The sequence below is a fragment of the Mycobacterium sp. FW102-FHT13B02 genome (genome assembly GCF_058790275.1).
Window position 1 is genome coordinate 17,645 of record NZ_JBYTCM010000006.1, and the last position, 24,637, is coordinate 42,281.

Here is a 24,637-nt window from a genome sequence, read left to right on the forward strand (position 1 = left end):
TTGACGCGAGTGTGTTGGTATTGGGCATGCAGCATTCGCGGTGGCCGCTGGCCGAACTGGAGGTGATCACTCCGAGCCTGCGACTGTGTCACGTGACCGACAACCACGCCGACCAGTTGGCCCAGCTGGCAGCCGAGGGCATCCACGACCCGGCCACCATGCCGTTCGCGGTCCCGTGGACCGACGCGGTCTCCCCCGAGCTGGAGCGCAACACCGTCAAGTACTTCCGGCAGACCCGCGCCGAGGTGTCGACGGAGCATTGGGACATACCGATGGCCGTGATGGTCGACGGCGATCCCGTCGGCGTGTGCGCAGTGACCGCCGACGGTTTTCCGGCTCGACGGATCGCGTCCACCGGCTCCTGGCTGGGGCGTCGCTATCAGGGACAGGGCCTCGGCAGGGAGATGCGCGCGGCCGCGCTGCACCTGATCTTCACCGGATTCGACGCCGACCTGGCGCGCACCGCCGCGTGGCACGACAACGCGGCGTCGCTCGGGGTTACGCGGTCGCTGCCCTATACGCAGGCCGGATCGTCGCGGCAGTCGCGGCGCGGTGTCCTCGACACCATGCTGGAGTTCACCATGACCCGTGCCCAGTGGGACACAGTGCGCCGCGGCGATATCCAACTACGGGCTGTCGACGGGGTGGTCGACCAACTGGCACTCCGTCGGCACCGGCCCGGGCGGCTCAGCTGACCGCTGCGATCGCGAAGGGCAGCACCGCGGGTGCCCCGGCGCCGCGCAGCGCCTGGGTCGCCATCGTCATGGTCCAGCCGGTGTCCACCAGATCGTCCACCAGCAGCACCGGTCCGGTGACGTCCAACGCGGGCGCCTCCCACGAATCCACCAGCGCCGCAACTCGATACGCGGAGTTGGCGGCCGTCACCCGCCGTCGCTGCGGCCGGTAGTGCAGCGTGCCCAAGTTCTGCAGCCGACCCAGTTCCGCCAGCCGGTTGACCAACGAGCCGATGAGCTGCGGGTGGCCCTCGGAATCCAGGCCGATCACCGCCACGGGACGCGTATCCCAGTCCCAGGCCTTCAGGACCGCGACGGCAGCCTGCACCACGGCGTCGGGCACCTCGCCGTCAGGGCTGTCGAGCAGTTGACGCAGGCGCGCACCCCAGCCGAGGTCGGTCAGCCGCCCGATGACGCGGCCCGGCTCGGCCCCGCCGGAAATCCGGCCCGAGAGCCCAATCCCCAAGGAACCCAAACCCGTTGGCCATTGCTTGCGTGCGGTGATCTCCACGCCGGGTCGCATCAGCTGGTCTCGCACCGCTGAAGCCGCCCCCGCGTCGACATCGGCGGTGTAGCGCGCACCGGCACAGTTGTCACACCGGCCGCAGCCATTGCCGTCGAGTTCTGGGTCATCGAGTTGGCTGCGCAGGAACACCATTCGGCACTCGGTCGTCGACTGGTAGTCCAACATCGCCTGTTGCTCGCGTTGCCGCGCGGCGTCCAGGTTCCGGTAGCGCTCCTCGTCGTACGACCACGGTTCGCCGGTACTGATCCACCCGCCCTTGACCCGGCGTACCGCGCCGTCGACGTCGAGCACCTTGAGCACCATCTCCAACCGGGAGCGGTTCAGGTCGACCAGCGGTTCCAGCGCCGCGGTCGACAGCGCCCGGTCCGGTTCGAGCTCACCGATCACCTTGCGCACCAAGGCTTCCGACGGGAAGGCCACGGACGCGAAGTACCGCCAGATGTCGGCGTCCTCCTTGCCTGGCAGCAGGATCACCTCGGCGCTGGACGTGGCGCGACCGGCGCGGCCGACCTGCTGGTAGTACGCGATGGGTGATGACGGCGCACCCAGGTGCACGACGAAGCCCAGGTCCGGTTTGTCGAACCCCATGCCCAGGGCCGAGGTCGCGATGAGCGCCTTGACCCGGTTGCTCAGCAGGTCGGCTTCCAACTGTTCGCGTTCGGCGGCCTCGGTGGAGCCGGTGTACGACGCGACGGTGTGCCCTTGCTCGCGCAGCAACGCGGCGATGTCGTGGGCCTGCGACACCGTCAAGGTGTAGACGATGCCGGAGCCGGGCAGCGAATCCAGATGCGCCGCAAGCCATGCCGCACGTTGCGCGGGCCCCCCGGCCTGCACCACCGACAGACGCAGCGACTCCCGGTCCAGTCCGCCGCGGAGCACCAGAGTGCCCCCACCGCCACCCGGCCCATTGTCGGCACCGCCGACGCCTAATTGCGCGGCGACGTCCTGCACCACGCGGTCGTTGGCGGTCGCGGTGGTCGCGAGCACCGGTATGCCTGAACCCAACTCGCCGATCAGCGTACGGATGCGGCGGTAGTCCGGACGGAAGTCGTGGCCCCAGTCGGAGACGCAGTGTGCCTCGTCGACCACGACCAGCCCGGCGTCGGCGGCCAGTGCCGGCAATACGGCATCGCGAAAGTCGGGATTGTTCAATCGTTCCGGGCTGACCAGCAACACATCGAGGTCGCCGGCGGAGACGCGCTGGTGCACGTCGTCCCATTCGGTGACGTTGCTCGAGTTGATCGTGGCAGCTCGGACGCCCGCACGTTCGGCAGCAGCCACCTGGTTGCGCATCAACGCCAGTAGCGGCGAGACGATGACCGTCGGACCGCGACCGGCAGCCCGCAGCAGCTTGGCCGCGATGAAGTACACCGCGGACTTGCCCCACCCGGTGCGCTGCACCACCAGCGCCCGCCGGCCCTGCACCACGAGCGCCTCGATGGCCACCCACTGGTCATCGCGCAGGACGGCCTCCGGGCCGGCGAGCTGTTCGAGCAGGGCCTGCGCGTCAGTACGCGTAGGTGTTGCGGGGCTTGGGAATCGGGTCGGCACTTGTCACTTCCATGGTTGGGACGAAATTCGTGGACGGGCTGGACGACCCGGGTATCACCTTGCCCCGCACCTTCAGCCAGGTGTCATTCGGGTGCGGACCGACCGCGCCGGTGAGGTGCATGCGCGCCAGTTGCGCGTCGGCGGCGCAACACACGATGACGACTCGGGCCAGATCGTCACCCATGGTGAATCCGGTGACGGTGATGGTCCGTCCCTCAAGGCTTTTCGTGGAATCCGCGGCCGCCCGCAACACCACCTCCGGCAACGACACCGCGCCGTCGGCCGGCAGCGGCGGGAAAGCCCGTTTCGGCGGCGCGATCGCCGCGGTGACCGTCTCGGCGCCGACGGCGCTCATCGGCGGCACGGTGACGAACGCGGTCAGCGCCACCGGGATGAGCAGCAGCCACGCCAGCGACCCCCGGTGGTGATGGCCACTCGGCGGTCCGCGGCGCAGGTCGCGCACCAGGCACACCGCGGCCAGCACCACCAGCAGGACGGCCGCCACGAGCAGCCATGGGAGCAGCGCCGGTTTCACGAAGTTCAGGTAGGTGCCCTTCACCGCGATCAGCCCCGTGCTCAGCCCGATCAGCAGCACCAGGATGTTCTGCGTTTCCCGACTCATTGCGCGCCCCCGAGCAGCAGCAGTCCGACGGCCGTCGCGCAGGCGGTCGCCACCACCAGAGTCACCGGCGCGAAACGCACCGCGAACGGCCGGCCGAACACCCCGGCCTGCATCGCGAACAATTTGACGTCCACTGCCGGACCGACCACCAGGAACACCAGTCGCGGCACCAGCGGGACCATGGTCAGGCTGGCCGCGACGAACGCGTCGGCCTCCGAGCACAGCGCCAGCACCACAGCCAGCAACGCCATGGTGACGACGCCCACCACCAGGTTGCCGGCGACGTGCTCGAACACCCACGGCGGGACGGCGGCGCGCAGTACGGCCGCCGCGCCGGCGCCGATCACCAGATAGGCCGCGGACTGTAGGAAGTCATGCCGGGCCGCCTCGGTGAACACGGTGAACCGGGACGCGTCCTCGTCGTGATGCGCGGGCAGCGACCGCGTCACCCATTCGGTGCGGCCCCAGCGCTGCCACAGCAGGCCCATCACCACCGCGGTGAGCAGCGAGGCCGCGCAGCGTGCCACCACCATCTGCGGTTGCCCGGGGAACGCAACCGCCGTCGCCACCAGCACCACGGGGTTGATCGCCGGCGCCGACAGCATGAAGGTCAGGGCCGCCCCGGCCGTCGCTCGGCTGAACAGCCGACGCGCCACCGGCACCGACCCGCACTCGCACCCGGGCAGCGCGGCACCGCCGATGCCCGCCACCGCCACTGCGAGCGCCGGGCGGCGCGGCAACCAGCGGGCGAGCCGTTCCGGGGTGAGATACGCAGCCACCAGGCCACTGACGATGACGCCCAGCACCAGGAAGGGCAAGGCCTGCACGAACACCCCACAGAACACCGTGGCCGCCGTCGCCAGGCGCGCGTGGTCGGTCAGCAGACCGCTGACCCACGAACCTGACAGCGCCAGGCCGATCAGGCCGACGAGCAACAGCTCCATCGACCCGGCCCGGCGCCGCCGATCCGGCGCCAGCGTGGATTCGTCCCCGACCATGCGCCCATCTTGCCCGGGAAGTCTGACAAGTCGCTCGTTGCGTCTACTGCGGCTCGGCGGGGACGACCGGAATCCGGCCCGCGCTCGCGCCGCCGTCGACCGCGAGATCCGCGCCCGTCATGTACGACGACGCGTCCGACGCCAGGAATGCCACCACCTCGGCGACTTCGTCGGGCAACCCGACGCGCGTCAGCGGTGCGCCCGGGTGACCGCCGAGGCCACGTTCGATCGGCAGGTGCGCCACCATCGGGGTGTCGATCATGCCGGGGTAGACGGTGTTGACCCGAATACCCATGGGCCCCAACTCGATTGCGGCCACCTTCGAGAAGCCGCGCAGGCCCCACTTGGAGGCGCCGTACGCGCTGTACCCGGCCAGCCCCTGCAGGCCGGCCTGCGACGAGATGTTGATGATCGAGCCACCGCCGTTCGCGCGCATCGGTTCGACGACAACGCGAGTACCGAGGAACGGCCCGATCAGGTTGACCCGCAACTGCCGTTCCCACGACTCGGCGGTGTGGTCCATCAGGGGTTCGACGGTGCAGATCGCCGCGTTGTTGACCAGCGCGTCGATCCGGCCGAACTCGCTCAACGCCAGTTCGATCGTTGTCCGCCAATCACTTTCGTTACCGACGTCGTGGCGCTGGAAGCGGGCGGCGGCGCCGATGGACGCGGCGACCGCCTCCCCTTCTTCGACCAGGACGTCGGTGAGCACCACTTTCGCGCCGCGGGCGGCAAACAGCCGCGCCTCGGCCTCACCCTGACCACGAGCCGCGCCCGTGATGATCGCGACCTTGCCCGTCAGATCCACTGTGCCTCCCGCCCGCCCACCCATGACTAGTCGCCGTCCTGGTCGATGCCCGTGAGCATGAGCTCCGAGACCCGGCGCGGAGTCTCGGTGAGGTAGGCCATGGCCGCAATGCGCTTGGGTAGGATGACGTGCTTCTTCGCTTTCTCGATGGCGTCGGCGATGGCCTCGGCGACCGTGTCGGCGTCCAGCGGCTCCTGCGGGATCATCCGGAACTTCAGCGACCGCTCGATGGTGCGGCGCGCCGGCCCGAACGACCGGATGTGGTCGATCATGTCGGTCTTGACCTCACCGATCTGCACCAGCGTGGTGTGCACCGGCTTGCCCCGCAGCTCAGAACGGATGCCCGCGGTGAAATGGCTGAGCCCGGCCTTGGACGCGCCATAGAGGGTGACGCCCGGGCCTGTGGAGATGGCACCCATCGAGGAGACGTTGACGATGTGGCCTCGACCGCGCTTCATCATCAGCGGCATCACCTGGCGGCACAACTCCATGGGGGCAATCAGGTTGACCTGCAACAGGTCTCGCACGTCCTGGGACGACGCCTGGTAGAAGCGGCCGACGCAGTCCACACCGGCGTTGTTGACGATGACGTCGACGGGCCCGTCGGCCTCCACCCGGCCGATCAGCGCTTCGACCGCTGCCGGATCCATCAGGTCGGCGGGATATGCCTTGCCGCCCAGCTCTTTTGCCAGCTCTTCGAGCTGCTCGGCGTTACGGGCGACGAGCGCGACCTCGGCTCCGCGCCGGGCCATCGCCTGCGCGATGTTCCTGCCCAGACCGCGGCTGGCGCCGGTGACCAGGACCCGGCTGTTCCTCAGTTGCATGTCCCTACTCCGTTCCCCATCGTGCTGACCCGGATCCGGCGGAGCCCCTCGAGCTCCGCGTCGCGACGCCGACTCAGCGCATGGTGAGCACGCTAAACGGGGTACCACCCGAAATTCAGAGGTAGTTCCCGATCAACGAGACAACAACTCCGCCGGCTCACAGTTTCGGCTTCATAGTGAGGTATGCGACGTTTATCGGGCGAGGACAACAGCTTCCTGGCATGGGAGAGCGCCGTCCAACCGCAGCACACCATCAAGGCCGTCGTGCTCGATCCGGCCCAGGGCCACGAAACCATCACCTTCAACGCCGTGCGGGCCGCGCTGCCCGGCCTCGTCGATCGCGTCGAGCCCCTGCAGTGGCAGCTGTTGTCCCCGCGATTCGGCGCCGGCCGGCCATGGTGGATCACCCGCGCCCGGGGCGATCTGAACTACCACATGAAGCGCGCGACGGCCGCCGCTCCCGGCACTGACCGCGAGCTGGGCGCGGAGATCGCCAAACTCTTCGAAGAGCCACTCGATCGGGACCGCCCAGCCTGGCAGCTGTGGTACATCGACGGCCTGGCCGACGGCCGCGTCGCTCTCGTGCTCAAGATCCACCACGCGGTGGCCGACGGCGTGGCGTCGCTGAACCTGCTCGAGCAGTTCTACAGCCAGGACCCTGCCGACCGGCTACCCGAACCCTCGAGCCACCCGGCGCCCGACGAGCACCGCCCGCCGGCCGCGCAATGGTTCCCGATGGTGGCGCGTCAGCAGGTCAGGTCGCTCATCAAGTTCCCGAAAGTCCTGGCCCGCACGGCCAAGGTGACCCGCACCATCCGGCACCGGCAGAAGGCGGGCAAGCCCGGCTATGCCGAGGCCTTCATCGCGCCGGCCCTGCCGTTCAACGAGCCGTTGACCGCGCACCGCGGCTTCGCTTTCGTCGACGTCGAGATGGACCAGATCAAGCGGGTGTCGAAGGCGTTCGGGGTGAGCGCCAACGATGTCTTCCTGGCGCTGTGCAGCGCCGCCCTTCGCGAATACCAGGCCGCGCGCGGGCCCGTCGGCGACGACACCATGACCGCCGTAGTGCCGGTGTCGATGCGCCCGCAGGACGGCGACCGCTGGGGCAACAAGGTGGCCCGGTGGAACGTCGAGCTCGCCACCAACATCGCCGATCCGGCGGAGCGGTTGAAGACCATCTCGGCGAACACCGCCACCGCCCGTGAGGTGCAGAGCGAGCGCGATGCCTGGCTGCAGCACGACTGGATGGAGTACTGGCCGCTTTTCAAGGTGTACTCCCGGGTGCTGCCGACCATCGGCGCACAGGTCAAGAAGCGGCCGATGTTCAGCATGATCGCGTCGAACATGCGTGGCCCGCAGCACCCGCTGTACTTCGGCGGCGCCCCGGTCGAGAAGCTGATCTCGAGCGGCCCGCTGGTCTTCCCGATGGGCATGAACATCACCGGCTGGAGCTACCAGGGCGGCATGCAGATCTGTGTGCTCACCTGCACCGACCAGGTCAAGGATCCGCAGGCCATCGCCGACCGGCTGCCGGCTGCGCTGGCCGAACTGGTGGCACGCTGCGCGACCGCGGCGGACGCCGTCACCAGCTGACCCGGCTACCAAAACGCCGGCCGCCCCTTGCGGGACGGCCGGCGTTCTTGCTCCTTGGTCAGGCCTTGCCCTCGGCCCGCTCCCGCTGGATCTCCAGCGCGATGTCGATCAGCTGGTCTTCCTGGCCACCGATCAGCTTGCGCTGGCCGACGCGGAGCAACAGCTCGTGTGCCGGCACGCCATAGCGTTCGCCCTGTCGCACCGCGTGCTTGAGGAAGCTGGAGTACACGCCCGCGTAGCCCATCACCAGCGCATTGCGGTCCAGCAGGCACTCGGCCGGCATCGCCGGGGCGACAACCTCTTCCGCGGCATCCGCGATGTCGAAGAAGTCGATGCCGGTCTTGACGCCGATCTTGTCGAACACCCCGACCAGCGCCTCGACCGGCGCGTTGCCCGCACCGGCACCGAACCGGCGGCACGAGCCGTCGATCTGCTTGGCACCCGCGCGTACGGCCTCGACCGAATTGGCAACGCCCAGACCGAGATTCTCGTGTCCGTGAAATCCAACTTGAGCATCCGATCCCAATTCGGCGACCAGCGCCGAGACCCGGTCGGCGACGCCCTCGAGCACCAACGCACCCGCGGAGTCCACGACGTAGATGCACTGGCAGCCGGCGTCGGCCATGATGCGGGCCTGCGCGGCCAGCTTCTCCGGGGAGATGGTGTGGCTCATCATCAGGAAGCCGACGGTCTCCAGGCCCAGTTCGCGGGCCAGACCGAAGTGCTGGATCGAGACGTCGGCCTCGGTGCAGTGGGTGGCGATGCGGCAGATCGAGCCGCCGTTGCCCTGGGCTTCCTTGATGTCCTCCTTGGTCCCCACTCCAGGGAGCATCAGGAACGCGATCTTGGCGTTCTTCGCGGTGTCGGCCGCGATCTTGATGAGTTCCTGCTCCGGGGTCTTCGAGAACCCGTAGTTGAAGCTCGAGCCACCGAGGCCGTCGCCGTGCGTGACCTCGATGACGGGGACGCCGGCGTTGTCGAGCGCGCCGACGATCGCGCGAACCTCGTCGCCGGTGAACTGGTGACGCTTGTGGTGCGAGCCGTCGCGCAGCGAGGTGTCCGTCAGCCGGACGTCCCACGCGGCATCGAAGAAGATGTCTCCGGGTTCGAGTGCGGTGCTCATGCCTTAACCTCCACGAGTTGCTTGGCGATCTCTTCGCCCACCTTGGTGGCCGCAGCCGTCATGATGTCCAGATTTCCAGCGTAGGGCGGCAGGTAGTCGCCCGCACCCTCCACCTCGACGAAGATGCTGACGACGTGCTGGCCACCGTTGACCATCGACGGCTCGTCGAACTGCGGCTCGTTGAGCAGCCGGTAGCCGGGCACGTAGGTCTGCACCTCGGCGACCACGTCCTTGACGGACTGTGTGATGGCGGCGTGATCGGCATCTTCGGGGATGGCGCAGAAGATGGTGTCGCGCATGATCATCGGCGGGTCGGCCGGGTTCAGGATGATGATGGCCTTGCCGTCCTTGGCCCCACCGATGTCGCGCACGCCGGCGCTGGTGGTCTTGGTGAACTCGTCGATGTTGGCGCGCGTGCCGGGGCCGGCCGACGCCGACGACACCGACGCCACGATCTCCGCGTAGGGCACGTCGACGACGCGGGACACCGCGTAGACCATCGGGATGGTGGCCTGGCCACCGCAGGTGACCATGTTGACGTTCATCGAATCCAGGTGCGCCCGCAGGTTGGCCGGCGGGATCACGCCGGGGCCGACTGCGGCCGGGGTCAGGTCGATGGCCCGGATGCCGGCTTCCTCGTACCGCGGCGCGTAGGCCTTGTGCACGTAGGCGCTGGTGGCCTCGAAGATGAAGTCCGGCTTCTCGCTCTGGGCCAGCAGCCAGTCCGCGCCCTCATGGCTGGTCTCCAGCCCGAGCTTGCGGGCGCGGGCCAGGCCCTCGCTCTCCGGGTCGATACCGATCATCCAGCGGGGCTCGAGCCAGTCCGACCGCAGCAGCTTGTACAGCAGGTCAGTACTGATATTTCCCGAGCCGACGATCGCGACGCTCGCTTTGGACGGCATGCTCACTCCTATTGACGAATATCTGTAGAAACTTCGGCCACTACGCGAAAGACAGGTGGACGGAACCCAGTCCGGCGAACTCGGCGACGAAGTCGTCACCCGGCGTGGCATCGAACGCCCGCATGCAGGCGCCGGGCAGCACCACGTCACCGGCCTTGAGCCGAACGCCGAACTGGTCGACCTTGCGGGCCAGCCACGCCACTGCGGTCACCGGGTTGCCGAGCACGGCGTCGCTGCGGCCCTTACCGAGCACCTCGCCGTTGCGCTTGAGCACGGCATCGATGCCGCGGATGTCGATGTCTTTCGGCGAAACACGCTCCTTGCCCAGCACCCAGCCGGCCGAGGACGCGTTGTCGGCGATGGTGTCGCACAACTTGATCTGCCAGTTGGCGATGCGGCTGTCGATCAGCTCGATGGCCGGCGCGAACGCCGCGGTGGCGGCCAGCACGTCGTCCTCGGTGCAGCCGGCGCCGGGGAGATCGTCGGCCAGCACGAACCCGACCTCGACCTCGACCCGCGGCAACAGGTACTTCGAGGTCAGCACGGGCTTGTCCTCGAATACCTCCATGTCGTCGAGGAGATGCCCGTAGTCGGGTTCGTCCACATCCATCATTTTCTGCATGGCCTCACTGGACAGACCAACCTTGTGTCCTACCACGCGGGCACCTTCTGCGACACGCTGACGAATGTTGAGCAGCTGAATCTCGTACGCGTCAACGACGTCGATGTCGGCGTAGGTGTCGGTCATCGGCGACATCGCGACCCGGCTGCGCTCGGCTTGGGCCAGCGCGGCAGCGAGCTCGGCACGCACGTTGTCGGACAGCATTCGTGAATTCCCCTAACTTCATGGACCGGCGCAGTTGTCCACAGGCCGGGCAATTCTATAACGTGTTCTACATGACTGGACAGGAGTACGACGTTGTCGTCGTCGGCAGCGGCGCAGCCGGCATGGTCGCCGCCCTCACCGCAGCCCATCAGGGCCTTTCGACAGTAGTCGTTGAAAAGGCCCCACACTATGGAGGTTCCACTGCGCGGTCAGGCGGCGGCGTCTGGATCCCGAACAATGAGATTCTGCAGCGTGCGGGGGTCAAGGACACCCCGGAAGCGGCCCGCACCTACCTGCACAAGATCATCGGCGACGTGGTCCCCGCAGAGAAGATCGACACCTATCTGCAGCGCGGTCCCGAGATGCTGTCGTTCGTGCTGAAGAACTCGCCGCTGAAGCTGTGCTGGGTGCCCAACTACTCCGACTACTACCCGGAGGCCGAGGGCGGCCGCGCCGGCGGACGGTCCGTCGAGCCCAAGCCGTTCAACGCCAAGAAGCTCGGCGCCGATGAGGCCGGTCTGGAGCCGGCGTACGGCAAGGTGCCGCTGAACATGGTTGTGATGCAACAGGATTACGTCCGGCTCAACCAGCTCAAGCGCCATCCGCGCGGCGTGCTGCGCAGCCTCAAGGTCGGCATCCGCGCCACCTGGGCCGGCGCCACCGGCAAGAACCTGGTCGGCATGGGGCGCGCCCTCATCGCACCGCTGCGCATCGGCCTGCAGAAGGCCGGCGTGCCGGTGCAGCTGAACACCGCGCTGACCGACCTCTACTATGAGGACGGCGCCGTCCGCGGCATCTATGTCCGCGATATGAATGCACCGGAAAGCGCTGAGCCGCAACTGATCCGGGCCCGCCGCGCAGTGATCCTCGGTAGCGGCGGCTTCGAGCACAACCAGGAGATGCGCACCAAGTACCAGCGCCAGCCGATCACCACCGACTGGACCGTGGGCGCCAAGGCCAACACCGGCGACGGCATCCTGGCCGCCGAAAAGCTGGGCGCCGCAATGGAGATCATGGAAGACGCGTGGTGGGGCCCGACGGTGCCGCTGCCCGACAGCCCGTGGTTCGCGCTGTCCGAGCGCAACTCCCCCGGCTCGATCATCGTCAACATGAACGGCAAGCGGTTCATGAACGAATCCATGCCGTACGTCGAGGCCTGCCACCACATGTACGGCGGCAAGTACGGCCAGGGCGACGGACCGGGCGAGAACGTGCCGGCCTGGCTGCTGTTCGACCAGCAGTACCGCAACCGCTACATCTTCGCGGGTCTGCAACCGGGACAACGCATTCCGAAGAAGTGGACCGAGGCCGGCGTAGTGGTCAAGGCCGACACCCTGGAAGAACTGGCGGAATTGACCAATCTGCCGGCTGACGCGTTGACCCAGACCATCGAGCGCTTCAACGGCTTCGCCCGCAGTGGCGTCGACGAGGACTTCGGCCGCGGCAACAGCGCCTACGACCGGTACTACGGCGACCCGACCAACAAGCCGAACCCCAACCTGGGCGAGATCAAGCACGGCCCGTTCTACGCGGCCAAGATGGTGCCCGGTGACCTGGGCACCAAGGGCGGCATCGTCACCGACATCCACGGCCGCGCACTGCGCGAGGACGGCTCGGTGATCGCGGGCCTGTACGCGTCGGGCAACGCCAGCGGACCGGTGATGGGCCACACCTACCCCGGCCCCGGCGGGACCATCGGCCCCGCCATGACGTTCGGATACCTGGCGGCACTCCACGTGGCAGGAAAGGGCTGACATGCCGATCAATCTCGATGAGGCCTTGGGGGCGGAGCTGCCGCCGGTCGATTTTTCTTGGACCAGCAGCGATGTGCAGCTCTACCACCTGGGACTGGGCGCCGGCGCCGACCCGATGAGCGAGCGCGAGCTGCGCTATCTGATCGACGACAAGCCACAGGTCCTGCCGACGTTCGGCAACGTGGCGCAGAGCTTCCACGAGACCAAGGCGCCAACGGTCAAGTTCCCAGGCATCGACATCGAGCTGAGCCGCGTGCTGCACGCCAGCGAAGCCATCTACCCCGCCGCGCCGATCCCGCCGTCGGGCACCGGCCGGGCCGTCACCAAGTTCACGGAAATCTGGGACAAAGGCAAGGCCGCGGTCATCTGGTCGGAGACCACGGTGACCACCACGGACGGCGCGCCCCTGTGGAAGCAGAAGCGGTCCATCTTCGCCCGCGGCGAGGGGGGCTTCGGCGGCGACCGGGGCCCGTCGGCCTCGGCAGCCGAGCCCGACCGTGCACCGGACCTGCAGATCGCGCTGCCCACCCTGCCGCAGCAGGCACTGCTGTACCGACTCTGCGGCGACCGCAACCCGCTGCACTCGGACCCGGCGTTCGCCAAGGCCGCGGGCTTCGACCGCCCGATTCTGCACGGCCTGTGCACCTACGGCATCGGCTGCAAGGCCATCGTGGACAACGTGCTCGACGGCGACGCCGGACGGGTCCGGTCCTACGGCGCACGCTTCGCGGGCACCGTCATTCCGGGTGAAACCTTGCAGGCCAACCTTTGGCGTGACGGTGAACGAATCACCGGCGTGCTGACGGCACCAAGCCGGGACAACGTCGTCGTGCTTGCCGGAATCGAGCTCACCGCGTCCTGACCAGGACTTATCCGGAATCGGCCGCTTTCTCAGCGGCCGATTCCGGCAACCCAGGACCAGCGGTCGGGTCGCCGCTGCGGCGTCTGTCTCTATCCACAGCGGACGCTTAACCTGCTAGCTTTCGTAGTAGTCAGTAATTATCCAATTACGCGTGACTCAACTTCCGTGGGGGAAGCCGCCCGTCGGACGACTTGGAGACAAAGGAGCCACTTCATCATGAGTACCCGCAAGATCACCATCGCGATCGGCGCAGCCGCCGCATTCGGCCTGATCGCCACGCCATTCGCGCTGGCTGACTCGACCCAGCCTGCGGGTGTCGCGCCCGCTCCCACCACCGTGGCCTTCGGCAAGGACGGCAAGCTCGTCAACGGGAACACCGTCGCGGAATGGGAAATCAGCAACCTCAAGCCCAGCACCGACGTGCTGTCGGAGCACATCAACGGCACGCTCTGGGAAGCGACGGCCGGATACTCGGCTGAGCGCGGTAGCTCGCAGCCGTTCGTGCCGAACCTGAATGCCCGTGCGGCCGACGGAGAGAACTACCGCGTGCTGTGGGGCGCCGCCACCCCGCAGGGCATCAACCCTGCCGGCCTCGCCGAAGGACAAGAGTCCAAGGGCAAGGTCTACTTCGACGTGACGGGTGCCGCTCCGACCAGCGTCGTGTACGCCGACGGTGACCGCGACCTGATCAAGTGGCAGGGCACTGAAGCCACCACCGGGACCGCTCCCGCCGCGGCTCCGGCCCGCGGTGCTGCCCCGGCCGCGACTCCGTCCCCGGCCCCGGCTGCCGCGCCCGCCGCCGCTCCTGCTGCCGCCCCGGCAGCCGCGCCGGCCGGTCTCGGCAGCGCCGTGCCCGGCGCCACCCCGGCGGGCACTGTTCCGGCCGCGACGGGTGCGCAGCCTCCGGCGGGCACCCAGGTTCCGGCGGGCACCCCGGCCACGGCCCCGAACGGTGAGACCCCGGCCGGCACTCCGGCCCCGGCCGGCACTCCGGGGGTTGCTCCGGCCCCGGCCGGCACCCCGGCCGCTGATGCTCCGGTCCCGGCGGGCACCCCGGCGGTTGCTCCGGCCCCGGCCGGCATCCCGGCCGCTGATGCTCCGGCCCCGGCCGGCGCCCAGGTTCCGGCGGGCACCCCGGCCACCGCTCCGGTCGCCGGCCAGGCTCCGGAAGCTGCTCCGGTTCCGACCGCCGCCGAAAGCGGCCCGGGCACCGCTGCCACCGCCGGTGGCGCCGTCTCGCAGGCTCCGCTGACCCCGGCTCCGGCTCCGAGCCAGGCCATCGCCGGCCAGCCGGCGTCCAGCGCGGGTCAGGGCACCGCCGCCCCGGCCGGTAACCAGCAGGCTGCTCTGGCCGCCCCGGTCACCCCGACCCCGGCGCCGGCTTCTTAGGAAACAACGAATTGGGGCCAGTCGCGATCATCGCGACTGGCCCCAATTTCTTTGTCTGGCTTGTTCTTTCGTAACTACATCTGACGGCCGACGTCACCGCCACGCTGCGGCGGCGGGGACACCGGAGCGACGGGCGCCGGACCGGCGTTGTGCGAGCCGGCACTGGGTCCGGCCGCCGGAGGTGCCGCCTGCGCCGGAGCGGACGGATGCCGGCGGGAGTCGCGGGCATCCTGCTGGGACTGCCGGTTGTCCTGCTGGGACTGCCGGTTGTCCTGCTGCTGCTGACGCGCGTCCTGCTGGGACTGCCGGTCGTTCTGCTGGTTCTCCCGGGCGTCCTGCTGCGCCTGGCGCTGCTCCGGCGACATGGGCGCACCGCCGCCGCCGGCCGGCCCACCGGGCTGGCCGGCCGCGGGTTCGCCGCCCGGCATGCCGCCTTCCTTGCCGCCGCCCTTGCCCATGGCCTGCTGGATCATCTGGCCGAACTGGCCCGCCTGCTGACCCATCTGCCCCAGACCACCGCCCTGGCCGGCCATCTGACCGGCTTGCTGACCCATCTGACCGAGCTGGCCGAGCATCTGGCCCATCTGGCCGACGCCCTCCCCGCCCTTGCTGTCGGCGTTGTCGTACGCCGACTGGGCCATGCCGACCTTGCCCGAGAACATGCCCTCCTTGGCCTGCAACGAGGCCACGTTGGCGGTCATATCGGCGGCCATGGCCGGCAGCACCGCGGCGATGGTCGCGCTCATGGCGTCCTCGCCAGGCTGGATCATCGGCATCTCGGGCAGCTCGACCGAGGCTGCATTCCAGCTGATGTTGTCCGGTGTCTGCAACGGTGAACTCATCAGTTACCCCCTACTCAACTCACCAGTCGTCGTCGACGTCTTCGTCATATGAGCCGTGGTCCAGCGCTTCGGGCACGGCCAGCTGGGTGATGCGGCCCCCGCCGCCACCTTCGCGGTGCCCCATGCCACCCATGGCACCCATCGCGCCACCCGCGCCGGCAGCGGCGGCGACCGGAGCCAAACCGCCTGCTCCCATACCGCTCGCGGCGCTCGCCGGCATCACCCCGGGTCCAGCCGGACCGGGGCCGACCATCTTGGCCAGTAACGGCGTCTGCACGGAAGCCGCGCCCACGCCGCCACCGCCGCCGGGCATGCCGCCCTTCATCAACCCCGCGCCGTGGGCGGCCCCGGAACCGCCGGCCAGCGGATGGTTCGAGAACGCGCCGAACGGTGAGGCGCCGAGACCGGCCTTGCCCTGGCCGCCGCCGGAGAACAGGGAGGTCAACTGCTGCAGCGGCTGCGAAAGTTGTTGCAGCGGTTGCATTGCCTGCTGCGGCAACTGCCCGAGCATCTGCGGGAGCTGGCCGGCCATCTGCATCATCTGGCCCATCATCTGGCCCATCTGATCGCCGCCCTTGCCCGCCGACTCCGCTGTCTTCTGCGCGGTCTGGGCCACCTGCGGCGGCACGCCGGCAGTCGGGATGCTCGGAGGTGCGCCGACGAAGTTGGCCACCTCGGTGGCGCTGGCCGTCACCGCGGCGATGTTCTGGGACAGGCCCATCTTGATCCGGCTCTGAATCAGCTCCTGCACGTTCGGAAACGGCGCCGCCGACAGGGCCATGCACTCCTGCTGCACTTCCTCGGCGGTAGCATTGACCAGGTTCTTGGTCTTGATCACCGCGGCCACCATGGACTGCAGCTTGGCGGCGATCGCCGCTGCCTGCGCGCCGTTGGCCTCATGGCCCCCGATGATGGTGGTCGCCTCACCGGCGGCGGCAACCGAACCAGCACCGGTCCACTGACCGGTCAAGTTCATCAACTGACTGGTCTGCTGCGGCACCACGTGACCGGTGATCTTCGTGGCCAGCTTCGTATAGTGCGCAGCCGCTTCTTCGAGCTGTTCCTCATTGACGTTCGGCCACCCAGGCCCCGTCACGGTCTGCGAACCGAACGGACTGCTGTCCGGCTGAATCCCCATAGACACGGCCCCCTTCCCCAGACATACCGCGTCGCTTCGAGCCTACCGCCCCGAGAGGTAGGCACCCGACGCAAACTGACGGACGGTCATCGGCACGGCCCGCTACGGATTCGGCTGATCCTGCCGGGCCAGCATCCGGGCATACCCAGTTCCCATCGCCAGCAGCACCAGGCCGACGACGATGAACACCGCCACGCGGAACATGCCGTTCAGGGTCCCGAGATCGAACAGGAACAGCTTGGCCATCGCGGCGGCCACCAGCGCCAGGCCACCGCCGATGGGCAACGACCGCTGGGCCTTCGGCCGGCGCGCCGCGTACCCGAACAGCGCGGCCGCCACGGCAATCCAGCCGATCGTCGCAACCATGTGGCCGGCGAAGAATCCTGCTTTGACGCCACCGATCAGCACCCCTGCCGTGACGGTCAGCATCGTGGATGCATAGGCGGCGGCGACGACCGTGCCTGCCCACATCAGCCGAACTTCCTCATCGTCGCGTCGTTCGGTCCATGCCCGCACAATGGCCACCACGCTCGCCACCGCCAAGATGCTGGACACGATGGTCGAGATGGCACTGCGGGTACTGAGTTCCACAGCACGGAACAGCAGATCCGGCGGCGAGTAGCTGAGATAGACGGCACCGCCGACGGCTCCGAATCCGGCGCTCACCCACCGGGCGATCGGGTCGTGGCGGCCGGCCACGGCCACCACGACGGACATGGCGAGCAGCATCGCGCCGCCGATCCTGCCGTCGAAGGCCACCAGCACCGCGAACAGCGCGCACACCGCGGAGACGGCCGACCAGATCCGTTGCACCGCACCGACCACCCCCGGCAGCCGATCGCCGAGCAGCACGACCGCGAGGAACAGCGCCGCCACCGCGGCAATGATCGCCCCAGCGACCGCCGACCGGACCACCGCCGAGACGAACAACACCGGCAGCGCACCGCCCGCGGTCGCCGCCGCGAGCAGCGAACGGTTGGTCGTCTTGGACAACAACATCAGCGCGCCGGCGACGGCCAGGACGGCGGCCGCCGCACAGGCGGCAGCGAGTGCCGGATTCCGGTTGGTGCCGAAGGACGCCGCGGCCAGCGCCACCAGCAACGGAAATGTGCAGACCACCGTCCGGGCCACGTACATCCAGACCCAGTCCTTGCCGAGTTGCACCGGCAGCGACGCCGCGGACAGGGCCAGCATGAACCCGATGAGCAACAGCGAGACGCCGTCGGCCACCACCGGGGCCAGCACAGCCAACGGCACCAGCACCAAGAGCGCGAGTTGTTGGGAATCCCAGCGCCGGGCCAGCGTCAGAGCGCCGCCGCCGATCACGGCGGCCAGCACCAAACCGACTGGCGCAGAGAGCCATTCATAGATCGTGGTGGCCGCGACAACGTCGATGTACGCCGCCGCGATGCCGGTGGCCGCCAGGGCAACCGCTCCGACCGTCCCGCCGGGACGCGTCTTGAGTCGGGTCGCCCCGGCCACCAGAACCGCCGCCAGAACCGCCCCCGCGCCGACGCGGAACTCCGGGCGCAACAGACCGGCCTGCGCAGCCAGCACCAACAGCAGGACGACGCCGATGAGCGTCACCGCGACACCGGCCGCGGCCAGCGCCTTGCCGATCCAGCCGTCCGAGCGCTCGGGCTGCGGTTGCGGCTGCGGTGCCTGTTGCGGCTGCGGGTACGGCGCTGCCGTTGGTGGAGCCTGCGTCACCGCGGCCGGGGCAGTCTGAGCCTGCTGCCAATATTGCTGCGGCGCAACGTAGGCGGCCGCCTGCGGCATCGGCTGCGGTGGCGCCAAGGACCGATCGAGTTCGGTGAGGCAGGCCGACACCCAGGCCAGGTGGTGGGATATCGCCGCGACATCCTGTGAGAGCCGGGCCACCATCGCCCGCTGCGGTTCGGTCATGCCGTCATCATCGCGCCGAACGACCCGCGTCCGGATGAGTAGGACTACCCGACTACCTCACGACGAGAGTCAGCCCAGAATCAGACCCGATGTCGGGACGCCGGTGCCGGCGGTGACCAGCACGTGCTCGACATCGGGCACCTGGTTGACGGACGTCCCGCGCAGCTGGCGCACTCCCTCGGCGATGCCGTTCATGCCGTGGATGTACGCCTCACCGAGCTGGCCGCCGTGGGTATTGATCGGCAGCTTGCCGCCCAGCTCGATCGCACCGTTCGCGATGAAGTCCTTCGCCTCGCCCTTGCCGCAGAAGCCGAGCTCTTCGAGCTGCAGCAGCGTGTACGGCGTGAAGTGGTCGTACAGGATCGCGGTCTGAATGTCATTGGGCGTCAAGCCGCTCTGGCCCCACAGTTGCCGGCCGACCAGACCCATCTCGGGCAGGCCGAGCTCGTCGCGGTAGTACGAGTACATGGTGAACTGGTCCTCGCCGGCACCCTGTGCGGCCGCCTCCACGATCACCGGACGCTGCTTGAGGTCCTTGGCCCGTTCCGGCGTGGTGACGACGATCGCGACGCCGCCGTCGGTCTCCTGGCAGCAGTCCAGCAGCCGCAGCGGATCGGCGATGAAGCGCGAATTCTGGTGATCCTCGATGGTGATCGGCTTGCCGTAGAAATGCGCCTTCGGGTTGGTGGCGGCGTGCTTGCGGTCGGCCACCGACACGACACCGAAATCCGCACTGGTGGCGCCGTATTCGTGCATGTAGCGCTGCGCGACCATGGCGACCGAGGCCGCCGGGGTGCTCAGCCCGTGCGGGTAGGACCAGCTGTACTCGACACCACGCGAATCGGCGTTGACGGTCAGACCGGTCATCACCTGGCCGAAGCGGTGCTCCGAGCGCTCATTGAACGCCCGGTAGGCCACAACGCATTCCGCGATGCCGGTCGCCACCGCCAGCACGGCCTGCTGGACTGTCGCCGCCGCGGCGCCGCCGCCGTAGCCGATCTGGCTGAAGAACTTCAGCTCACCGATACCGGTGGAGCGGGCCACCGCGGTCTCCAGATTGGAGTCCATGGTGAAGGTCACCAGACCGTCGACGTCCGTGGGCGAGAGGCCCGCGTCGTTCAGCGCATCGGTGACGGCCTCGGCCGCCAGCCGGATTTCGCTGCGTCCGGAGTTCTTAGAGAAGTCGGTGGCGCCGATACCGGCGATGGCCGCCTTACCGGAGATGCTCACTGGGCTCCTCCCATCGTGAGAGTCGAGGTGGCGATGACGTGGTCGCCAAGGCTGTTGCTGCCCACCACTTTCAACGTCACCAGGTCGCCTTCGACCGCAGTGACTTCACCGCGGAAGGTGATGGTGTCGTAGGCGTACCACGGCACGCCGAGACGCAGCTTGATCGACTTGATGATGGCGTTGGGGCCCGCCCAGTCGGTGACATAACGCCCCACCAGGCCGGTGTCGGTCAGGATGTTGACGAAAATGTCCTTGGAGCCCTTGGCCTGCGCCTTGTCCCGGTCGTGGTGCACATCCTGGTAGTCCCGGGTGGCGATAGCCGTCGACACGATGAACGTCGGGTCGCCGTAAATGGAGAGCTCGGGCAGCTTGGTGCCCACGGCGGTGCTCACAGTGGCAGTCACTTTGCGGCCTCCCATGCGTAGAGGGTCCACGCCGGACTGACGTCGCTGTCCGGGAAGTCCAGGAATGTTGCGCTGACCGGCATTCCGATCTTCACGTCGTCGTGCTCGACGCCGCGCAGCTCACCGAGCATGCGCACACCCTCTTCCAGTTCGACGAGCGCGATGACGAACGGCAGGCTGCGGCCCGGCACCTTCGGCGCGTGGTGCACGACGTAGCTGAACACCGTGCCCCTGCCCGACGAGACGACGTAGTCGATCGGAGCATCTTTGTCCTGCCAGATCGCCGGCACCGGCGGGTGCTGCAGCGAGCCGTCGGGCCGCTTCTGAATCCGCAGTTCATGCGCGTTGACGCCGTCCCAGAAGAACTGGGTGTCGCGCGAGGACGACGGGCGCATCAGCTTGTCCGGGTCGAGATCAGCTGGGAGCGAGCCGCTCTCAGCTACCTCTAGGCCCTGCTTGCCCGCGGGCAGGAACTTCATGATGCGCCAGTCCATGTCGGCGACTTCCTCGTCACCGACGTGCCAACGGATCTTCTGGTTGACGAAGTAACCCTCGCCCAGCGCGGTCTGCTTGGGGCCGACCACGTCGGTCACCTCTGCGCTGATGCTGACCCGCTCCCCCGGCTGCAGATAGCGGTGGTAGTTCTGGTCGCAGTTGGTGGCGACGACGCCGACATACCCGGCGTCATCGAACAACTTCATGATCCGGGCCAGTGGATCGTCGTCGGACCGGGTGCGGCCCAGGCCCATCATGGTCCACACCTGAATCATGGCCGGCGGCGCCACGATGCCGGGGTGCCCGGCAGCCTTGGCGGCCTCCTCGTCGACGTAGATCGGGTTCTTGTCGCCGATCGCGTCGGTCCAGTGGTGAATCATGGGCTGGTTCACCGGATCCCGGCTCAGCGTCGGCTTGCTGCGCCCGGCGGCGACGATCGCGTCGATGCCGGCCTGAAGATCAGACATTGCGGCCTCCCTTGCCCAAGTCGTTGCGATTCGCGCACGCGCTCATCGGGAAACCCGCGGCACCTTGAGGCCGGACGCGGCGATCATCTCTCGCATGACCTCGTTGACCCCGCCACCGAAGGTGATGACCAAGTTGCGCTTGGCAATGGTGTCCAGCCACTGCAGCACCTTGGCGGTGTGCGCGTCGGCCGGGTTACCGAACCGTCCGACCACTTCTTCGGCCAGCCGGTTGACTTCCTGAATGCGCTCGGTGGAAAAGACTTTCGTCGCTGCCGCGTCGGCGACGGCGATGTTCTCGCCCGACGAGGCGACCTGCCAGTTGAGCAGCTCGTTGAGCCGCCAGATCGACTTGATCTGCCCCAGCAGCCGCTTGGCCTCCGGGTTGTCCAGCGGGACAACACCATCGGAGCCCGCCTCGGACGCCCACGCGTGCACCTGCTCGTAGATGCCGGCCACTCGTCCCGCCGGACCCAGGCCGACACGCTCGTGGTTGAGCTGCGTGGTGATCAGCTTCCAGCCGCCATTCTCCTCACCGACCAGCATGTCGGCGGGCACCCGCACGTCGTTGTAGTACGTCGTATTGGTGTGGTGGGCACCGTCGGACAGGATGATCGGGGTCCAGGAGTAGCCCGGGTCCTTGGTGTCGACGATCAGGATCGAGATGCCCTTGTGTTTCGCGGCGGTCGGATCGGTGCGGCAGGCCAGCCACACATAGTCGGCGTCATGCGCACCGGTGGTCCACATCTTCTGACCGTTGACGATGTACTCGTCGCCATGACGCACCGCGGTGGTCCGCAGTGACGCCAGGTCGGTGCCGGCCTCGGGCTCGGAGTAGCCGATGGCGAAATGCACTTCACCGGCGAGGATTCCGGGCAGGAACTTCTTCTTCTGTTCCTCGGTGCCCAGCAGCTGAAGGGTGGGTCCCACGGTCTGCAGGGTCACCATCGGCAGCGGGATGTCGGCGCGGTTGGCCTCGTTGATGAAAATCTGCTGCTCGATCGGACCGAAGCCCAGACCGCCGTACTCCTTGGGCCAGCCCACACCGAGCTTGCCGTCCCTGCCCATGCGCTTGATGACGGCACGGTAGGCCTCGTTGTGCCGGTCGGTCTCCATCGCCGCCGCCTCTTCGGGCGTGATCAGCGTCGAAAAGTACTCCCGCAGTTCGGATTGCAGCGCCCGCTGTTCCGGGGTCAGTTCGATGTACATCTCAGGCTCCCACCAGATCGAGACGATGCGACGGACCGCCGAGCAACCGAGTCAGGTCCTTGATCGAGGAGTAGTAGCGGTCCATCGGGTAGGTGATGTCCATGCCCATACCGCCGTGCAGGTGATGGCACAGCCGCATGGCCGGCGGCGCCTGTGACGTCAGCCAGTAGCCCAGGATCGCCAGGTCCTCGGATGCGTCGAGCCCTTCGGCGAGCCGCCACACCACGGAGGTGGACACCAGACCGATTGTCCGCGAGGCGATGTAGACCTCGGACAGCTGCGCTGCCACGGTCTGGAAGGTGGACAGCGGACGGTTGAACTGCTCGCGGGTCGCGGTGTAGTCGGCGGTCAGTCGCAGCGCGCCGGCCACCAGACCGGCACCGAAGGCACCGATCATGGCCAGCGCCAAGTCGTTCACGCGAGCCACGGTGGCACCGGCCAGCACGTCGTCATCGGCCACCGCGACGTCGGCGAAGGTGACGACGTATTCGTCCGAGCCGTTGGCGGTCGGGGTCTTCTCGACCGTCACACCGGCAGCCTTGGGCGATACGACGACCACACCGCTGTCGGTGGTGACCAGCAGCCACTGCGCCGTCTCGGCATACGGCACACCGATTTTGGTGCCGTTCAGCTTGCCGCCGGCGAAGCTGGTCGACGGCTTCTCGGGCAGCTGGTTGCCGGTTTCGTTGAGGGCGGCGGAGAGCACCGCGCCCGCCGCGATACCCGCCAGGTACCGGTCCTGCTGTGCGTCGGTGGCCAGGTCGACCAGCGGAACCAGACCGAGCCCGATGGTGGCCAGCGCCGGTCCGGTGGTCCCACGCCGGCCGATCTCGGTCAGCGCGGTGGCCGCCTCCAGCAGTCCCAGCCCGTCACCGCCCAGCCGGTCCGGTACCGCAAGCGTCACGACGCCACCGGAAACCAGTGCGTCCCAAGTGTTTTCCCGCTCCAGCACGGACGTCACCACGTCGGCGACAGCCTGCTGCTCCGGGCTCGGTGTGAAATCCACCCGAATCCTCCTTGATTCGTGTTACCGGGGTACTCGCTCAGTTGCCGTCAGTGCTGAACGGGGCACTTGCCCGTGTAGTCAACCTGCCAGTGCTTGATGCCGTTGAGCCAGCCCGACATCAGGCGCTCGGGCTCGCCGATCGAGGCCAGATCCGGCATGTGGTCGGCGATCGCATTGAACATCAGGTTGATGGTCATGCGCGCCAGGTTGGCGCCGATGCAGTAGTGCGCACCGGTGCCACCGAAACCGACATGCTGGTTCGGCGTCCGCATGATGTTGAAGGAGTGCGGGTCCTCGAACACCTCGTCGTCGAAGTTGGCCGAGCGGTAGGACATGACGACCCGCTCGCCCTTCTTGATCTTCACGCCACCGAGTTCCACGTCCTCGAGCGCAGTGCGCTGGAACGCGGAAACCGGTGTGGCCCAACGGACGATCTCGTCCGCGGCACTCTCCGGGCGTTCCTTCTTGTACAGCTCCCACTGTTCGGGGTTCTGCGCGAAGGCGATCATGCCGTGCGTGATCGAGTTACGGGTGGTCTCGTTACCGGCCACCGCGAGCATCACCACGAAGAAGCCGAACTCGTCATCGGACAGCTTCTCGCCATCGATGTCTGCCTGCACCAGCTGGGTGACGATGTCTTCGGTCGGGTTCTTCGAGCGCTCGGCGGCCATGCCCATCGCGTAGGCAATGAGCTCGAACGACGATGCGGCCGGGTCGATGTGCGCGTACTCCGGGTCTTCACCGGCCGTCATTTCGTTGGACCAGTTGAACAGCTTGTCGCGGTCTTCCTGCGGCACACCCAGCAGACCGGCGATGGCCTGCAGCGGCAGCTCACACGAGACCTGCTCGACGAAGTCGCCGGTACCGGAAGCGGCCGCGGTCTCGGCGATCTTCTGGGCGCGCTCGCTCAGCTCCGCCTGCAGCCGGCCGATGGCACGCGGGGTGAAGCCTCGCGAGATGATCTTGCGCAGCCGAGTGTGCTGCGGGGCGTCCATGTTGAGCAGCACCGCGCGCTGCACGTCGACGGCCTCGCGGGTCATGGCCTGCGGCCACACCGGAATGGCACCGTCGGGTGCGCTGCCGAAGATGTCGTTGCGCTTCGAGACCTCTTTGACGTCCTCGTAGCGGGTGACGATCCAGTACCCCTTGTCACCGAAGCCACCGGTGCCACCTGGCACGTCCACCCAGTGCACCGGCTCGGAACGACGAAGCTCCGCCAACTCTTCAATGGGCAGGCCTTGGAGGTTCAGGTTCGCGTCCAGCAAGTCGAAGTCGGACGGGATCGGGCAGGGCATGGTGTCTCCTCGGGGAATCCAACGCCTCAGAACCAGGTTCCGAGACAAATCCTTCTAGTTCAGCGTTGCGACCATTGAAACACGCCTTCACCGCAGATAAAAGGCATGTCCCGATCGTTGCTTGTCAGAGTAATGAA

Annotated in this window: 22 protein-coding genes; 5 read left to right on the forward strand and 17 right to left on the reverse strand. The window is 67.9% G+C overall.

From position 1 onward, the window contains the following. The first annotated feature begins 26 nt into the window (after window positions 1-26). Window positions 27-695: a GNAT family N-acetyltransferase gene (locus AC3WTE_RS12245; protein ID WP_492437774.1), complete on the forward strand. Its 669-nt coding sequence runs from the start codon at window positions 27-29 to the stop codon at window positions 693-695. Here the strand turns inward: AC3WTE_RS12245 and AC3WTE_RS12250 are convergent. Genes AC3WTE_RS12250 through AC3WTE_RS12270 form a run of 5 tightly spaced genes read right to left on the reverse strand, consistent with a single transcriptional unit; the run spans window position 688 to window position 6,063 of the window. Further along, entirely contained in the window at window positions 688-2,811 is a 2,124-nt protein-coding gene (locus AC3WTE_RS12250; RefSeq protein WP_492437776.1) for a RecQ family ATP-dependent DNA helicase, read from the reverse strand. The two genes, AC3WTE_RS12245 and AC3WTE_RS12250, sit on opposite strands and share 8 nt — an antisense overlap. Then, a complete protein-coding gene (locus AC3WTE_RS12255) occupies window positions 2,768-3,433 on the reverse strand; it encodes a TIGR03943 family putative permease subunit (RefSeq protein WP_492437777.1) in 666 nt (221 codons plus the stop codon). The genes AC3WTE_RS12250 and AC3WTE_RS12255 overlap by 44 nt, the downstream gene beginning before the upstream one ends. Beyond that, on the reverse strand, window positions 3,430-4,431 hold the full coding sequence (locus tag AC3WTE_RS12260) for a permease (RefSeq protein ID WP_492437779.1): 1,002 nt from the start codon (window positions 4,429-4,431) through the stop codon (window positions 3,430-3,432). The genes AC3WTE_RS12255 and AC3WTE_RS12260 overlap by 4 nt, the downstream gene beginning before the upstream one ends. A gap of 43 nt (window positions 4,432-4,474) precedes the next feature. Then, on the reverse strand, window positions 4,475-5,263 hold the full coding sequence (locus AC3WTE_RS12265) for a glucose 1-dehydrogenase (RefSeq protein WP_492437781.1): 789 nt from the start codon (window positions 5,261-5,263) through the stop codon (window positions 4,475-4,477). A 2-nt stretch (window positions 5,264-5,265) separates the two neighbouring features. Then, window positions 5,266-6,063, reverse strand: a complete 798-nt coding sequence (locus tag AC3WTE_RS12270; RefSeq protein WP_492437783.1) for an SDR family NAD(P)-dependent oxidoreductase — start codon at window positions 6,061-6,063, stop codon at window positions 5,266-5,268. A 183-nt stretch (window positions 6,064-6,246) separates the two neighbouring features. Between AC3WTE_RS12270 and AC3WTE_RS12275 the strand changes: the two genes are divergently transcribed. Then, window positions 6,247-7,656, forward strand: a complete 1,410-nt coding sequence (locus AC3WTE_RS12275) for a wax ester/triacylglycerol synthase family O-acyltransferase (protein ID WP_492437785.1) — start codon at window positions 6,247-6,249, stop codon at window positions 7,654-7,656. Between the two features lie 58 nt (window positions 7,657-7,714). Here the strand turns inward: AC3WTE_RS12275 and dmpG are convergent, their stop codons facing one another. Genes dmpG through AC3WTE_RS12290 form a run of 3 tightly spaced genes read right to left on the reverse strand, consistent with a single transcriptional unit; the run spans window position 7,715 to window position 10,507 of the window. Next, entirely contained in the window at window positions 7,715-8,779 is a 1,065-nt protein-coding gene (dmpG, locus tag AC3WTE_RS12280; protein WP_492437787.1) for a 4-hydroxy-2-oxovalerate aldolase, read from the reverse strand. Next, a complete protein-coding gene (locus AC3WTE_RS12285; protein ID WP_492437788.1) occupies window positions 8,776-9,681 on the reverse strand; it encodes an acetaldehyde dehydrogenase (acetylating) in 906 nt (301 codons plus the stop codon). The genes dmpG and AC3WTE_RS12285 overlap by 4 nt, the downstream gene beginning before the upstream one ends. Window positions 9,682-9,721: 40 nt before the next feature. Continuing rightward, window positions 9,722-10,507: a 2-keto-4-pentenoate hydratase gene (locus AC3WTE_RS12290; RefSeq protein ID WP_492437790.1), complete on the reverse strand. Its 786-nt coding sequence runs from the start codon at window positions 10,505-10,507 to the stop codon at window positions 9,722-9,724. Between the two features lie 71 nt (window positions 10,508-10,578). Between AC3WTE_RS12290 and kstD the strand changes: the two genes are divergently transcribed. The 3 genes from kstD (at window position 10,579) to AC3WTE_RS12305 (ending at window position 14,512) form a co-directional block, all read left to right on the forward strand. Then, the gene (gene kstD, locus AC3WTE_RS12295; RefSeq protein WP_492437792.1) at window positions 10,579-12,261 is read left to right on the forward strand and encodes a 3-oxosteroid 1-dehydrogenase; all 1,683 of its coding nucleotides are present in this window, start codon (window positions 10,579-10,581) and stop codon (window positions 12,259-12,261) included. A gap of 1 nt (window position 12,262) precedes the next feature. Next, window positions 12,263-13,123 (forward strand): MaoC family dehydratase, encoded by an 861-nt coding sequence (locus tag AC3WTE_RS12300; protein ID WP_492437794.1) that lies wholly within the window; start codon window positions 12,263-12,265, stop codon window positions 13,121-13,123. Window positions 13,124-13,339: 216 nt separating this feature from the next. Further along, on the forward strand, window positions 13,340-14,512 hold the full coding sequence (locus AC3WTE_RS12305; RefSeq protein ID WP_492437796.1) for a DUF1942 domain-containing protein: 1,173 nt from the start codon (window positions 13,340-13,342) through the stop codon (window positions 14,510-14,512). Between the two features lie 74 nt (window positions 14,513-14,586). Here AC3WTE_RS12305 and AC3WTE_RS12310 read toward each other — a convergent pair whose 3' ends face one another. The 9 genes from AC3WTE_RS12310 to AC3WTE_RS12350 all read right to left on the reverse strand — a co-directional run bounded on the left by AC3WTE_RS12310 (window position 14,587) and on the right by AC3WTE_RS12350 (window position 24,500). Then, window positions 14,587-15,354: a hypothetical protein gene (locus AC3WTE_RS12310; protein WP_492437798.1), complete on the reverse strand. Its 768-nt coding sequence runs from the start codon at window positions 15,352-15,354 to the stop codon at window positions 14,587-14,589. Between the two features lie 19 nt (window positions 15,355-15,373). After that, window positions 15,374-16,492, reverse strand: a complete 1,119-nt coding sequence (locus AC3WTE_RS12315; protein WP_492437800.1) for a hypothetical protein — start codon at window positions 16,490-16,492, stop codon at window positions 15,374-15,376. 102 nt (window positions 16,493-16,594) lie between these two features. Continuing rightward, window positions 16,595-18,397 carry a DUF2339 domain-containing protein gene (locus AC3WTE_RS12320; RefSeq protein WP_492437801.1) on the reverse strand — a complete coding sequence of 601 codons (1,803 nt, stop codon included), beginning with the start codon at window positions 18,395-18,397 and terminating at the stop codon, window positions 16,595-16,597. A 69-nt stretch (window positions 18,398-18,466) separates the two neighbouring features. Further along, window positions 18,467-19,621, reverse strand: a complete 1,155-nt coding sequence (gene ltp2 / locus AC3WTE_RS12325; RefSeq protein WP_492438248.1) for a 17-hydroxy-3-oxo-4-pregnene-20-carboxyl-CoA lyase — start codon at window positions 19,619-19,621, stop codon at window positions 18,467-18,469. Window positions 19,622-19,623: 2 nt separating this feature from the next. Continuing rightward, on the reverse strand, window positions 19,624-20,019 hold the full coding sequence (locus tag AC3WTE_RS12330; protein WP_492438250.1) for a MaoC family dehydratase: 396 nt from the start codon (window positions 20,017-20,019) through the stop codon (window positions 19,624-19,626). Window positions 20,020-20,027: 8 nt separating this feature from the next. After that, window positions 20,028-20,993 (reverse strand): bifunctional MaoC family dehydratase N-terminal/OB-fold nucleic acid binding domain-containing protein, encoded by a 966-nt coding sequence (locus AC3WTE_RS12335; protein WP_492437803.1) that lies wholly within the window; start codon window positions 20,991-20,993, stop codon window positions 20,028-20,030. Window positions 20,994-21,035: 42 nt separating this feature from the next. Continuing rightward, on the reverse strand, window positions 21,036-22,199 hold the full coding sequence (fadE29, locus tag AC3WTE_RS12340; RefSeq protein ID WP_459367076.1) for an acyl-CoA dehydrogenase FadE29: 1,164 nt from the start codon (window positions 22,197-22,199) through the stop codon (window positions 21,036-21,038). Between the two features lies 1 nt (window position 22,200). Continuing rightward, entirely contained in the window at window positions 22,201-23,205 is a 1,005-nt protein-coding gene (locus AC3WTE_RS12345; RefSeq protein WP_492437806.1) for an acyl-CoA dehydrogenase family protein, read from the reverse strand. Window positions 23,206-23,252: 47 nt separating this feature from the next. Further along, complete coding sequence (locus tag AC3WTE_RS12350; protein ID WP_492437808.1) at window positions 23,253-24,500, reverse strand: cytochrome P450; 1,248 nt, start codon at window positions 24,498-24,500, stop codon at window positions 23,253-23,255. Between the last annotated feature and the right edge of the window lie 137 nt (window positions 24,501-24,637).

Coding starts and splice junctions, on each gene's coding strand:
- dmpG (WP_492437787.1), bottom strand. CDS start 8,779: ATGAGCACCGCACTCGAACCCGGAGACATCTTCTTCGATGCCGCGTGG.
- AC3WTE_RS12335 (WP_492437803.1), bottom strand. CDS start 20,993: ATGTCTGATCTTCAGGCCGGCATCGACGCGATCGTCGCCGCCGGGCGC.
- AC3WTE_RS12265 (WP_492437781.1), bottom strand. CDS start 5,263: ATGGGTGGGCGGGCGGGAGGCACAGTGGATCTGACGGGCAAGGTCGCG.
- AC3WTE_RS12290 (WP_492437790.1), bottom strand. CDS start 10,507: ATGCTGTCCGACAACGTGCGTGCCGAGCTCGCTGCCGCGCTGGCCCAA.
- AC3WTE_RS12305 (WP_492437796.1), top strand. CDS start 13,340: ATGAGTACCCGCAAGATCACCATCGCGATCGGCGCAGCCGCCGCATTC.
- AC3WTE_RS12350 (WP_492437808.1), bottom strand. CDS start 24,500: ATGCCCTGCCCGATCCCGTCCGACTTCGACTTGCTGGACGCGAACCTG.
- AC3WTE_RS12300 (WP_492437794.1), top strand. CDS start 12,263: ATGCCGATCAATCTCGATGAGGCCTTGGGGGCGGAGCTGCCGCCGGTC.
- AC3WTE_RS12315 (WP_492437800.1), bottom strand. CDS start 16,492: ATGGGGATTCAGCCGGACAGCAGTCCGTTCGGTTCGCAGACCGTGACG.
- AC3WTE_RS12285 (WP_492437788.1), bottom strand. CDS start 9,681: ATGCCGTCCAAAGCGAGCGTCGCGATCGTCGGCTCGGGAAATATCAGT.
- AC3WTE_RS12275 (WP_492437785.1), top strand. CDS start 6,247: ATGCGACGTTTATCGGGCGAGGACAACAGCTTCCTGGCATGGGAGAGC.
- AC3WTE_RS12255 (WP_492437777.1), bottom strand. CDS start 3,433: ATGAGTCGGGAAACGCAGAACATCCTGGTGCTGCTGATCGGGCTGAGC.
- AC3WTE_RS12270 (WP_492437783.1), bottom strand. CDS start 6,063: ATGCAACTGAGGAACAGCCGGGTCCTGGTCACCGGCGCCAGCCGCGGT.
- kstD (WP_492437792.1), top strand. CDS start 10,579: ATGACTGGACAGGAGTACGACGTTGTCGTCGTCGGCAGCGGCGCAGCC.
- AC3WTE_RS12310 (WP_492437798.1), bottom strand. CDS start 15,354: ATGAGTTCACCGTTGCAGACACCGGACAACATCAGCTGGAATGCAGCC.
- AC3WTE_RS12245 (WP_492437774.1), top strand. CDS start 27: ATGCAGCATTCGCGGTGGCCGCTGGCCGAACTGGAGGTGATCACTCCG.
- fadE29 (WP_459367076.1), bottom strand. CDS start 22,199: ATGTACATCGAACTGACCCCGGAACAGCGGGCGCTGCAATCCGAACTG.
- AC3WTE_RS12260 (WP_492437779.1), bottom strand. CDS start 4,431: ATGGTCGGGGACGAATCCACGCTGGCGCCGGATCGGCGGCGCCGGGCC.
- AC3WTE_RS12320 (WP_492437801.1), bottom strand. CDS start 18,397: ATGACCGAACCGCAGCGGGCGATGGTGGCCCGGCTCTCACAGGATGTC.